The 10,950-nt window shown below is 64.2% G+C and carries 13 protein-coding genes and 1 pseudogene; 6 read left to right on the top strand and 8 right to left on the bottom strand.

Annotated features, from left to right (window positions below):
• Nucleotides 1-126 precede the first annotated feature (126 nt).
• Together VKI00_RS17440 and VKI00_RS17435 are read left to right on the top strand one after the other, a co-directional pair.
• The gene (locus tag VKI00_RS17440) at nucleotides 127-1,761 is read left to right on the top strand and encodes a fatty acyl-AMP ligase (RefSeq protein ID WP_324439523.1); all 1,635 of its coding nucleotides are present in this window, start codon (nucleotides 127-129) and stop codon (nucleotides 1,759-1,761) included.
• Nucleotides 1,762-1,786: 25 nt separating this feature from the next.
• Nucleotides 1,787-2,596: a GAF and ANTAR domain-containing protein gene (locus VKI00_RS17435; protein WP_324439521.1), complete on the top strand. Its 810-nt coding sequence runs from the start codon at nucleotides 1,787-1,789 to the stop codon at nucleotides 2,594-2,596.
• On the opposite strand, the gene VKI00_RS17430 is transcribed toward VKI00_RS17435, so the two are convergent.
• The 5 genes from VKI00_RS17430 to VKI00_RS17410 all read right to left on the bottom strand — a co-directional run bounded on the left by VKI00_RS17430 (nucleotide 2,587) and on the right by VKI00_RS17410 (nucleotide 6,492).
• Entirely contained in the window at nucleotides 2,587-3,336 is a 750-nt protein-coding gene (locus tag VKI00_RS17430; RefSeq protein ID WP_324439519.1) for a GAF and ANTAR domain-containing protein, read from the bottom strand. The genes VKI00_RS17435 and VKI00_RS17430 overlap by 10 nt on opposite strands.
• A gap of 23 nt (nucleotides 3,337-3,359) precedes the next feature.
• Nucleotides 3,360-4,070, bottom strand: coding sequence for a GAF and ANTAR domain-containing protein (locus tag VKI00_RS17425; protein WP_324439516.1), 711 nt, complete (start codon nucleotides 4,068-4,070; stop codon nucleotides 3,360-3,362).
• A 114-nt stretch (nucleotides 4,071-4,184) separates the two neighbouring features.
• Nucleotides 4,185-4,988 (bottom strand): transglutaminase family protein, encoded by an 804-nt coding sequence (locus tag VKI00_RS17420; protein WP_324439514.1) that lies wholly within the window; start codon nucleotides 4,986-4,988, stop codon nucleotides 4,185-4,187.
• Between the two features lie 177 nt (nucleotides 4,989-5,165).
• Nucleotides 5,166-5,615, bottom strand: a complete 450-nt coding sequence (locus VKI00_RS17415) for a hypothetical protein (protein WP_324439512.1) — start codon at nucleotides 5,613-5,615, stop codon at nucleotides 5,166-5,168.
• Between the two features lie 292 nt (nucleotides 5,616-5,907).
• Nucleotides 5,908-6,492 (bottom strand): DUF5994 family protein, encoded by a 585-nt coding sequence (locus tag VKI00_RS17410; protein WP_324439510.1) that lies wholly within the window; start codon nucleotides 6,490-6,492, stop codon nucleotides 5,908-5,910.
• 256 nt (nucleotides 6,493-6,748) lie between these two features.
• Here VKI00_RS17410 and VKI00_RS17405 point away from each other — a divergent pair, with 256 nt between their 5' ends.
• Nucleotides 6,749-6,952, top strand: a complete 204-nt coding sequence (locus VKI00_RS17405; protein WP_324439508.1) for a cold-shock protein — start codon at nucleotides 6,749-6,751, stop codon at nucleotides 6,950-6,952.
• A 237-nt stretch (nucleotides 6,953-7,189) separates the two neighbouring features.
• Entirely contained in the window at nucleotides 7,190-7,633 is a 444-nt protein-coding gene (locus VKI00_RS17400; RefSeq protein ID WP_324439506.1) for a DUF5994 family protein, read from the top strand.
• A gap of 15 nt (nucleotides 7,634-7,648) precedes the next feature.
• On the opposite strand, the gene VKI00_RS17395 is transcribed toward VKI00_RS17400, so the two are convergent.
• The gene (locus tag VKI00_RS17395) at nucleotides 7,649-9,100 is read right to left on the bottom strand and encodes an NAD(P)/FAD-dependent oxidoreductase (RefSeq protein ID WP_324439504.1); all 1,452 of its coding nucleotides are present in this window, start codon (nucleotides 9,098-9,100) and stop codon (nucleotides 7,649-7,651) included.
• Between the two features lie 154 nt (nucleotides 9,101-9,254).
• On the opposite strand from VKI00_RS17395, the gene VKI00_RS17390 reads away from it, so the two are divergent.
• Together VKI00_RS17390 and VKI00_RS17385 are read left to right on the top strand one after the other, a co-directional pair.
• Nucleotides 9,255-9,839 carry a carboxymuconolactone decarboxylase family protein gene (locus VKI00_RS17390; protein ID WP_324439502.1) on the top strand — a complete coding sequence of 195 codons (585 nt, stop codon included), beginning with the start codon at nucleotides 9,255-9,257 and terminating at the stop codon, nucleotides 9,837-9,839.
• A 25-nt stretch (nucleotides 9,840-9,864) separates the two neighbouring features.
• A complete protein-coding gene (locus VKI00_RS17385) occupies nucleotides 9,865-10,311 on the top strand; it encodes a nuclear transport factor 2 family protein (protein WP_324439500.1) in 447 nt (148 codons plus the stop codon).
• A 28-nt stretch (nucleotides 10,312-10,339) separates the two neighbouring features.
• On the opposite strand, the gene VKI00_RS17380 is transcribed toward VKI00_RS17385, so the two are convergent.
• Both VKI00_RS17380 and VKI00_RS17375 read right to left on the bottom strand, forming a co-directional pair.
• The gene (locus VKI00_RS17380) at nucleotides 10,340-10,597 is read right to left on the bottom strand and encodes a hypothetical protein (protein WP_324439498.1); all 258 of its coding nucleotides are present in this window, start codon (nucleotides 10,595-10,597) and stop codon (nucleotides 10,340-10,342) included.
• A gap of 27 nt (nucleotides 10,598-10,624) precedes the next feature.
• Nucleotides 10,625-10,810: pseudogene (locus tag VKI00_RS17375) on the bottom strand (hypothetical protein); the annotation flags it as partial.
• Between the last annotated feature and the right edge of the window lie 140 nt (nucleotides 10,811-10,950).

Raw genomic sequence — 10,950 nt, 5'->3', positions numbered from 1 at the left:
ACCTGGGGTGTACAAGAGGGGGTCACGCTCTTCCGCGGTCGTGCCTCAGCGGCTCCGTCGATACCGATGCAGCACCGATTCGACTAATACACGCCGTGCCGTCGCGCCGGAGCCAGGGGGATTGCGGTGAGCCGATTCACCGAGACCATGTACGACAACGCCCAAAGCAGTCTCAAGGGCATGATCACCGGTGAGCCAAACGCCCCGGTCCGGCACACCTGGGGTCAGGTGCATGAACGGGCCCGCCGCGTTGCGGGCGGTCTGGCCGGCGCCGGTGTGGGCCACGGCGATGCTGTTGCAGTGCTGGCCGGGGAGCCCGTCGAGATCGCCCCGAACGCACAGGGCATTTGGATGCGCGGCGCCAGCCTTACGATGCTGCACCAGCCCACGCCGCGCACCGACCTGCAACGCTGGGCCGCGGAGACCACGGCCGTCATCGACATGATCGACGCCAAGGCGGTGGTGGTGTCCGATCCGTTCATGGCCGCGGCACCGCTGCTGGTCCAGCTGGGCATGCCGGTGCTGACGATCGAGCAGCTACTCGACAGCCCTGCGATCGACCCGGTCGAGACCGACGACGACGACGTGGCGCTACTGCAATTGACCTCCGGCTCAACGGGATTCCCCAAGGCCGTCCAAATCAGTCATCGCAACGTCGTCTCGAATGCCGAGGCGATGTTCGTCGGCGCAAACGTGGACCGGGAATCCGACGTGATCGTGAGCTGGCTGCCGTGCTTCCACGACATGGGCATGACCGGCTACTTAACCGTCCCAATGTATTTCGGCGTCGAGTTGGTCAAGGTCACGCCGATGGACTTCCTCCGCGACACCCTGCTGTGGGCAAAGCTCATCGACAAGTACCGGGGCACCATGACCGCGGCGCCCAACTTTGCCTACACGATGTTCGCCAAACGCCTGCGCAGGCAAGCTCGGCCCGGCCAGTTCGACCTGTCCACGCTGCGGTGGGCGCTCTCGGGCGCCGAGCAAGTCGAGCCGGCCGATGTCGAGGACCTGTGCGAGGCCGGCGCGCCGTTCGGGTTGCGCCCGGAAGCGATCGTGCCCGCGTACGGCATGGCCGAGACGACGGTGGCAGTGTCGTTCACCGAGTGCGGCCGCGGGTTGATGGTCGACGAGGTCGACGCCGACCTGCTCGCGCTGTTGCACCGGGCCATCCCGGCATCCAGGGGTAAAACCCGGCGATTGGCCTCGGTCGGTCGTCCGCTGAAGGGGCTGGAGGCCCGGATCGTCGGCCGGGACGGCGACGTGCTGCCGGCTCGCGGTGTCGGTGTCATCCAGGTGCGCGGCGAACCTGTCACGCTGGGATACACGACGACCGCCGGTTTTATCGCCGCACAGGATCTGGAGGGTTGGTACGACACCGGCGATTTGGGCTATGTCACCGAAACCGGCAACGTGGTGGTGTGCGGCCGAGTGAAGGACGTGATCATCATGGCCGGGCGCAACATCTATCCGACAGACATCGAACGTGCCGCCTCCCGAGTGCAAGGGGTCCGGCCCGGCTGTGCCGTGGCGGTGCGCCTGCACGCCGGGCACCCACGCGAAACGTTCGCGGTCGCCGTCGAATCCGATGTCTGGGAGAATCCGGCCGAGGTGCGGCGGGTCGAGCGCCAGGTGGCCCATGAGGTCGTCGCGGAGGTCGATGTCCGGCCCCGCAACGTGGTCGTGCTCGAGCCGGGAATGATCCCGAAGACGCCGTCGGGAAAGCTGCGGCGCATCCACGCGTTGGAGCTCGTCACCTAGATCGGCGGTACATTTGTTGCTGACCATGACCGACTACGACGCTCAGCCTGGTCGCAAACCGCCGGAGCAGCCAAGGTTGTCCACCTCCCAACGGGAAGCGGACGAACTCGACTTGCATGCCGGGCTTCTCGGGCTGGCCGGGATGGTGGCCGGCGCCCGCGGAGTGTTCGAGCTGTTGGGCGAGGTTGCCGAGTTCGCTGCCCAGGTCATTCCCGGGGTCGACGCTGCCGGAGTTGGGTTGATCGATGCGGATCAAGGCAGACCGACACTCCAGAAGGCTGCCGCCACAGCAGAATTCGTCCACGAGATCGACATTGTCCAGTACGACGAGTTGCATGAGGGGCCATGCATCACGTGCATGCAGTCGCGGCGGGCGGTCGTCAGTGGATCGCTGGGGAGCGACAGCCGTTGGCCGCGCTTCGGTGGCCGGGTGGCGAGGATGGACGTGCATTCCGCACTGTCGCTGCCGCTGATGGTCGGCGAACACGTGATCGGCGCGATCAACTCCTATGCGACCAGCCACGACGCTTTCGGGGAGCACGCCGTGCAGTTGGGTTCGCAATTCGCCGGGCCCGCGGCGGTGTCGGTCTACAACGCGCAACTGCTGGCCGAAGCTCGCGAGCGCGCCGAACAACTGCAGCAGGCGTTGGAAAGCCGCGCGGTGATCGATCAGGCGATCGGCATCGTCCGGAGTCGGACTGGCGCCAGCGCGGAGTGGGCCTTTGGGCGGCTCGTCCGGATGAGTCAAACCGAGAACACCAAGCTGTATGTAATCGCGGAGCGACTGGTCGCCGAGTCGGTGCGGCGCGCCCAAGCGCGGAGACGTCACCCGTGAGCCAGTTCGGTCATCCTTTCCAGTAGCGCCGGACGGGAACTCGGTTCCGCCATTAACTGCCGTGCAACGTCGGTCAGGTGCTCGCCGTGGGTACGCGCGTACCCGCGCAGCAGCGAAAATGCCCCGTCGATGGAAACATCGAAGTGTTCGCGCAGGAAGCCCTTGGCCTGCTCGACGACGATGCGTTGGGTCAGCGCAGAGCGCAGCCGCGGTATCACCGTCGAGGGCGTGGGCGGGTGTTCCTGCAGAATCGCCACGCACGCGACATGCGCCAGTGTCTGCGCGACCAGCAGATCGGCCTCAGTGAGTTCGCCGGGCCGGCTACCGAACAGACCCAGGGAGCCCAAAACGAGCCCGGCGGCGCGCATCGGCACCGCGTGCACGGAGGCCACACTTGCCTCGAGCGCGGCCGGAACGAACCGCGGCCAGCGCGTGGTTGCGGCGCACAGATCTGCCACCGAGACGGGTTGGCCGGTGGCATAGCACTCCACGCAGGGCCCCTCGTCGGCTTGTAACTGGAAAAGTTCCAGTTCGCGGGTCTGGTTGGACGTCGCGGCCAGCAAGCGGAGTTGCCCCAGCGGGTCGGCGAGCAGAAATGCCGCCGCCGCGACGTCCAGCAGGTCGGCGCAGCGCTCGGTGAGCTCGCTGAGCAGGTCGACGACGTCGAAGTCGTCGAGCAGTTTGTCGACGAGCGATACGACCGCGTCCAGCACACGAGTTTCGCGAGGGGTATCGGTCATGTTGCCCTCCTTTTCGGGTTGCATTAGTCGGCCTCCAGCTGCAGTCGCCGGTCGAGAATGTCGCGGGCGACGTCGGTGGCGCTGCGGTTGGTTGCGTAGGCGTGGGCGCGAAGGCGCACCAGCGCCTCGGCGGGTTCGACCCCTAATTGCGCGACGAGCATGCCGGTGGCCTGGCTGACCTCCGTGCGGCTCAATTCGTTGAAGTCGGCCCAGGCGCTGCTGCCCGGTTCGTTGACGGCGGCCTGCAGGTCGGAGTGCACGAGGTCGAGCAGGGGGACGCCGGCCAGCTCGGCGGCGACGACAGCGCCGGCCAGGTGGTCATCGGATAGCTCGCCGGGTTGCGCGCGGAAAAAGTCCAGGGCGCCAACGTATTCGCCGGCCAGCAGGACCGGAATCGCGAACACGCCCCGGATCTGCTGGTCGAGCAAGGCGGGGCCGTACACAGGCCACCGAGCGTCGTTCGCGTCGGCAAGGTCGGCGACGAGGACGGGGGCGCGCTGCGCGACGGAGTCCAAGCACGGACCCTCGCCGAGGGTGAACTGGAGTTCGTCATACACACGCGCGCCCGCGTCGCTGGCGCCTAATGTTCCGCTGGTGGCCCCGGCGAAGACCAGTGAAATGGCCGCCGCGTCAATGCCGAACAACATCACGCAGGCCTCGCAAAGTGAGTCAGCGGCGGCTAGGCCTCGCCGGCCGTCGACGGCCGCGCGCAGCTGTTCGTGGATTTGCCACATTTAGCCGAGCTGGGGCCGGGCATCGGTGGCATCGCCCGGATGTCGAGGTGGCGAAGTCATACCTCCACCATCCACTAGTTGGAGCCGATTTGCGAGCCTGCGCGCAATGGCCCGTTAGCCGATCGACACCATTTGGTCGATCGAGTCGATGGGAAGATCGCCGTCCACGATCGCCGTCACCGCCAACTTGTTCAGGGTGATCGCACCCCCGTGGTTGTCCAGGAAGGCGATGTCGGCCGCGTCGCGCCCGGTGGCGATGCGCACCAGCGCCTGCCGTGGCGCCAGCAAGGTCCCGTCGACTACCCGCCATTGCCCGTCGACGAATGCCTCGGCGACTGCGTGGAAGTCCATCGGATACAGGCCCGGCGCGTATACCGAAACCGCGCGGGCGGGTACCTTGACCGCACGCAGCAGCGCTACCACCAGGTGCACGAAGTCACGGCATACTCCGGCACCGGCCAGCAAGGTCTCCACCGCCCCGTCGATGGGGTCGCTCGAGCCCGGCACGTAGTTCAGCCGGGTACCCACCCAGAGGGAAACTCTCTCCAGCAGGGTCGTCGAGTCGACGTAGCTGCCGAATTCAGTTGCGGCAAAACCGTAGAACTTGTCAGCCTCCGCGTACCGGCTGGGACGCAGATACATCGACAGGTCTGATTCGGTCACCGGCGCCGGATCGGTCCGGCCGAGGATCGTCGCGGCATAGTCGACGGTCAAGTAGCCCGCCGGGACGTCCAACTTGTGGATGCGGCTGCCGTGCATACCGCTGATCTCTGAGGGTTCAACGGGATTGCCATCCAACACGAACGACAACCGCTCTGAAACTTCGGCATTTGGGTGCGGCGCGACAGCAATCTGGAACTCCAACGTCGACGGCTCGGTAACCTCGACCTCGAGCTCTGCGCCCACCTCGCGATTCATTGCGTCAGCCACCAAGGCCCCGAGGTGGGCGGCACTCGACACGGTTCGACGCCCACTCACTATCTCCCGTTGCCCCGCCCTCAGCGTCCCACGTCGACTGTGCCGCAAGCATTTCCCTGCGCCTAGCGCTCCTGCGTTCACCAGCGCCGAATATGTCTCTGACCGTGTTCGTCATGCTTATCCCTCTGTCGGTTGGATTTCGCAAGCTACGTCTACGTTGCGAGCCTGATGATCTCTGGGCGCTGCAGAGGTACCCGGGTGCCGAATCGTCGCGCTGGACCGGCGGTTGTTCATGGGTTCGCGCTCCGACTTCTGGTGGTCGAGCTGCCGAATCAGCTCACGCTTCGCGTCGCCCAGCGCGTGGGTGATGTCCGGGTTCTCGGCGACGGCTATGAGCGGCGTCAGGCCGGGTAGGCTCGTCCGTAATGTGACGCGCTGCTCCCTGCCGCCGCGGTCCTGGAGAGAGACGTCTACTTTCACATCGCGCGAACCCCACCTACCTAGATGCGGCCCGAGCATCGACAACGTCTCCACCACATGTGGGTGCTCCTTCGCCGCGAAACCCGCACCTATCCGGATCACGTTGTCGTGAACGATATTTCGTTGCTTCTTTTCAGACTTGCTCATTGTGGCCGTTCAGTTGAGTGGCGGGCACCCATGCGTCCGGATTGTCCCGACCCGCGTCGCCGCCGTGCGGTGGTCTGGCCCCCGAATCCGGGGATAAACGCACACCGATTTCAAAGGCGACGCCATATGCCACGGCAGACGGCATTTTCTGGGCTAGGCTTTCCAGTAAACGCGTCGGCAACGGCGATGTCAACATCGTTGGCACGCAACGGGGTTCGCGCCGGTTAATATCCGGTTAATATCGTGCCCAGCAACAACATTGGCCCATCGGAGTGTTCTCGTCCGCCGAGCATCAAACTGTCGTGGCTGAATCTGCAACATCGACGTGCGCGAGTCGAGTTCGCCGGAGGCGTTGCGCGCACCGTGCGCTTTCAGCACGCGCGGCGCGCACAATGTCGTCGGCGATCCAGAATGTTTCGGTGTCCCGTTCTGCGCGCGCGATGTCAAGCGTGGCGGCATGCCGCATCACCATCGCGGCTAGAGCGCTGGAGGTCCGGCACGGGACCACGAGGAGATTCGCCGAACACTGACTGCCGGTAATCATCATCAGCCGTTGGTGGCTGACGACCCGGACGGGGTTCGCCATGCTCGCGCGCTTCACCGCGTCGAGATCTGTGTGACCCTCCAACGATGACCAGTTGACGCTGATATCGACGATCTCGCCCAATCGTGCGGACAGAGCGCCAATCAGGTCGGGAAGCTCGCGCGCGACTGAGGCCGTGTGGGGCCACCACGCCCCATTGAGGCCCTTGCCGAGTTCGATGGCCAGGGTAACCCGGACCGGGCTGGCCAAGCGTCGATCACACGCCCCGCGGTTCATGGCGTTGAGCAGGCCGTAGTCAACGAAATCGGTGTCGCTGCCGGGCGATGAGCGCATGAGTTTCGGCGATCCATAGACGATTCCTTCACTCCGAGGTTCTCCCGGCACACGAGTGCGGGATAGACGAACGAATCTGATCGCAATTGGATGTGTCCGGCCTACTGCACGTTCAACATCAACGGTACACCGTATCCGTTGCACGGATTCCGTCGCCGGGCGCGGTGAGCGCGAAGAGGTTATTCCTGATTGCTCGTGCTAGCTTGAATCAGGATGTTTTTCGTACATCCATTCTGAATGAGAGAAGTTGAAAAGTATGACACAGGGAACTGTGAAATGGTTTAACAGCGACAAGGGCTTCGGTTTCATCGCTCCTGACGGCGGCACAGAGGATGTGTTCGTTCACTACTCAGAGATCCAAGGCAGCGGTTTCAAGACGCTTGAAGAGAACCAACGGGTTCAATTCGAAGTCGGTCAAGGGACCAAAGGCCCTCAGGCAGTGGGAGTTACACCGGTTTAGCGACCTCTTCGTCACAGGTGGGCTGGCAGGCATGTCCTGCCAGCCCCCGTTGCTTTAGGACGCATGAACCCAAGAGGTGTCCGAGGGGCCTCAGCGCGCCGGCTGGGCGATTGCGCCCCACCTGCCGACTGCGAGTAGTGTCGAAGTGTCGGCGGTATGTCGCACGCGACCGTTTCAGATTGTGTCGTCGCCGATTCGAATGATTTGGCCGATCCGCGGCCAAGACAGGGGCGTCGCATGACGCTGCAACAAGGCCGACGCACGACCGGTTCGAAGCGCACACCACCCGAGAAGACACCGCGACTGCGCTTGAAGCCCAAGGCTCCCACTAGCGGGTATGTCGATGGGGCGTGGTGGCCGCACAGTGATGACCTTCCGATTGAGCTGCCAGATCTGCTGGCGGTGCTGTCGGTACGGCTCGGCCCCATTGATCGCGTGATATACAACGTCAGCGAATGGGCGAAGGCCCCGACCAAACTGCCGACGGGCGGCAGGATCGTACGACTTGGCGGGTACTACAGGCAGCCGGTCAACACCATCGAAGTAATCGGGCTGAATCGCAGCAAGATCGTCCTGCTGGTGGTGCCCGCTCGCACCGACGCAGAGCACGCACATGACATCTTGATGGCTGCGGCGGCACCGGACAACGCTTCGACGATCGACGGCCTACTGCATGACTAGCGCTGTGATGCGCGACTAGTGCTGGTGGAACTCGTCGAGTTCGACTCGCGACAGCCGCTCGACGAAGGTCTGGCCGTTGTAAGGGAACTGGGTGACGACCTTGCCGTTGGGGTGACGGAAGTAGTTGTTGCAGTTCGCAACCCACACGGTCCCGGCCAACGCAGCTTGGATTTCGGCGTTGTACGCATCGTGGATCTGCTTTTTGATGTCGACCGAGCGGAGCCGTCGGATGCGCATGTCGTCCAGAACGCGACGTACGAACTCGGACTGCGCTTCCAGGATGTAGATGATCGAGGTAACGCCATTGGTGTTGGGGCCGTAGAGCGTGAATAGGTTTGGATATCCCGGAACCACGGTGCCCAGGTAGGCCTCGGCGCCGTCGGTCCAATCGTCGTGCAGCCGGCGCCCGCCACGGCCGTAAACGTCAAGGCTGCCAAGAAAATCCACGGCCCGAAAGCCCGTTCCGTAGATGACGGTGTCGACTTCGTGCTCTGCGCCGTCGGCGGTGCGCAGACCCCGTTCGGTGAACTCGACGATGGGCGAGGTCTCCAGGGTCACATTGGGTAGGGCGAACGTCGGGAACCAGGTGCGCGATTGGAGCGGTCGCTTGCAGCCCACGGGATAGGTCGGGGTTAGCTTGGCGCGCAGGTCCGGATCCTTCACCTTACGAAGCAGATAGCTGTGCGCCATGCCGGTCAGCTCTGTGGTCATCGTGGAATCCACAGCGAAATTAGCCGACTCGTAGTCCTGGTAAGCCGCATCGCGCACCTTCAGCGCTGCCGCCGGATCGCGTTCGAAGAGTTCCTGCTGCTCCGGGGTGAACGGCTCGTCGTAGCGCGGCGAGACCCAGATAGGCGTGCGCTGGAATACCGTCAGATGCGCGGTGCTCGCGGCGATCTCCGGTACGTATTGAACTGCGCTTGCCCCGGTGCCGATCGATGCAACACGTTCGCCCGCAGTCGATTTGGAATGATCCCACTGCGATGAGTGAAAGGCGCGGCCGCAGAATCGGCTGGCGCCGGGGATGTCGGGAATCTTGGGGACGTCCAGCATTCCCACGGCGCTGACCACGATGTCGAATTCGCGGGCCCGGCCGTCTTCGGTGGTCAGCGTCCATCGGTGATCGGCATCCGACCATCGCAGCATCGTGACGCGCGTGCGCGGGGCCAGATGCTTCTGGAGCCCGTGGTCGGCGGCGACCTTCTCGATGTACGCAAGGATCTCCGGCTGGTTGGCGAACGTCTTACTCCACCGTGGGTTCAGCGCGAACGAGTACGAGTAGAAGTGCGAGGGCACGTCGCAGGCCGCGCCGGGGTAGGTGTTCTTGCGCCACGTCCCGCCGAAGTCATCGCCGCCATCGAAGATCGTGAAGTCGTATCCGCCGTGCGCGAGTTGAATGCCCATCGCGATGCCGCCGAGACCCGCGCCAACGATTGCCACCGTCGGTTTCTTCGGCACAGAGGTCACAGGAAGGATTGTGCCTCACAAGCCTGGTCACAGCAGCCACGTCTGCACCTAGAGCTGACCATGACATGTGGTTCGGAATCGATGTCGCATGCGATATCAGCTCGAGGCCCAGGTGCATCTTGCGCACACAGCGTCTACTGCGCAGCATGAGGCGATGACACGAATCGCACCATCGGCGGTATTTGCCGACCTACACGTTGTCGACTTAGGACAGGGCGATCGGATCAACCTCGGCGTGGCGGCCATTGTCGGCCGACTGGGGAAGGTCGCCGAGGGGCTCGGCGCACTCAACGCGGCGCTGCGCTCGACCGGAACGCTTTCTCCCCGGCTGGTCGAGCTCGTCCGGTTGCGTATCGCGTTCCACAACCAATGCCGAAGCTGCATGTCCGTCCGCTATCAAAGCGCCATCGACGACGGGCTCACCGAAGACGCCGTGTGCTCATTGGAACGCCCGGCCGACGCGCCCGACCTGTCAGACGCCGAACGTGCGGCGCTGAAGTTCGCCGACCTGTTCGCCACCAACCACCTTGCGATCGACGACAGTGTCTACGACGAGCTGCGCGGCCATTTCACCGAAGACCAACTCGTCGAGCTCGGTGTGAATTGCGCCATCGCCCTCGGCGTCGGAAGGCTCACCGCGACATGGGATGTCACCGACGACGTCCCCGACGCCTTCCGATCCGAGACCGACGGCCAAGTGACGCCGTGGTCGTCTGCCGGCGTTATCGCAACCGGTTAGTTTCGGCCGCAAGGAGTCGACGACAGTGGAGATGTGGGAACTGGTCGCCCGCGAGCACATTCGCGACACGCTCGCCCGATACAACTGGGCCGGTGACGGCGGCCGTCTCGACGAACTTGTCGAAACCTTCTGCGCGGACGGTGTACTCGAGATACGCGGCACCCAGCCACTTCGCGGGCGCTCAGCGATCGTCGCGTTCCTCGGCGGCGTTACGAGCAACCTCGCCACAACCGCCGACGTCAAGCCGATCGTCCGGCATAACGTCGCCAACGTGCTTTTCACCGAGATGACTCGCGACCAAGCGCACGTCTCCTGCTACTTCACGGTGGTCACGCATAGCGGGCTCGACCACATCGGCCGCTACCGCGACACTTTCGTGCCCGACGGCAACACCTGGCTGATCAAGCATCGCAAGGTGTCGACCGATTGGGCAGCCCCCAACTCGGCGATGGCGCGCAAATCCGGGGACTGAAGGCGCCGAGCGCGACATCCGTCGATGATCAGGATGCAGCTGAATGCCGCCGCCCAGGCTTACGCGCAGGTCGCAGGGCGTCCATCGCCTGAGCGAGTTTCGGGTAGACGATCGCGGCTCCCAGCCACCGCGCTAACAATCCCCGCAACGCGATGCCGTCCCGTGGTGGCTGTCCGGGATCCACGAGCATCGAATGGAAGGTGCGCAATCCGAGTTCGGCCGGCTCGTCGAGGGCCTCGTCGTCGTATCCCTGACTTTCCCAGTCGACATCGAGCCGGTGCAGCATCGCGCGGCTGAACGCCTTCGCGGGTCGTCAGGTGTATGCCACGTGGACACGCTCGATTTGGCCGTCGAAGGGGAAGGGCGCCTTGTCGTAGTAGTCCAGCGACACCGGCGAGCCGAGGCAGACGCCGATGTCGAAGCAGTCGTTGGCGGTGAATAGTAAGGGCGCGCTGACCGGCACACTGCCCTTCGCGAGGACCTCCTGGCCGACTTGGAGGTTGCGTCCACCAAGGTGGTGTATGAGTCGGGCCTGATCGCATGGCCCGGCGTGTCGTAGCCGGATAGATGAAGGTCATCGCGTGATTCTTCGAGAGACCGTCCAAAGTCACTCGAGCAAAGGAATCGACGCGATGACCA

Origin of the sequence: Mycobacterium sp., from assembly GCF_035314665.1 — a bacterium.
Taxonomy (GTDB): Bacteria; Actinomycetota; Actinomycetes; order Mycobacteriales; family Mycobacteriaceae; genus Mycobacterium.
This window is presented reverse-complemented; position numbering and strand designations above follow the sequence as displayed.

Coding starts and splice junctions, on each gene's coding strand:
- VKI00_RS17435 (WP_324439521.1), top strand. CDS start 1,787: ATGACCGACTACGACGCTCAGCCTGGTCGCAAACCGCCGGAGCAGCCA.
- VKI00_RS17430 (WP_324439519.1), bottom strand. CDS start 3,336: ATGACCGATACCCCTCGCGAAACTCGTGTGCTGGACGCGGTCGTATCG.
- VKI00_RS17425 (WP_324439516.1), bottom strand. CDS start 4,070: ATGTGGCAAATCCACGAACAGCTGCGCGCGGCCGTCGACGGCCGGCGA.
- VKI00_RS17420 (WP_324439514.1), bottom strand. CDS start 4,988: ATGAATCGCGAGGTGGGCGCAGAGCTCGAGGTCGAGGTTACCGAGCCG.
- VKI00_RS17415 (WP_324439512.1), bottom strand. CDS start 5,615: ATGAGCAAGTCTGAAAAGAAGCAACGAAATATCGTTCACGACAACGTG.
- VKI00_RS17410 (WP_324439510.1), bottom strand. CDS start 6,492: ATGCGCTCATCGCCCGGCAGCGACACCGATTTCGTTGACTACGGCCTG.
- VKI00_RS17405 (WP_324439508.1), top strand. CDS start 6,749: ATGACACAGGGAACTGTGAAATGGTTTAACAGCGACAAGGGCTTCGGT.
- VKI00_RS17400 (WP_324439506.1), top strand. CDS start 7,190: ATGACGCTGCAACAAGGCCGACGCACGACCGGTTCGAAGCGCACACCA.
- VKI00_RS17390 (WP_324439502.1), top strand. CDS start 9,255: ATGACACGAATCGCACCATCGGCGGTATTTGCCGACCTACACGTTGTC.
- VKI00_RS17380 (WP_324439498.1), bottom strand. CDS start 10,597: ATGCTGCACCGGCTCGATGTCGACTGGGAAAGTCAGGGATACGACGAC.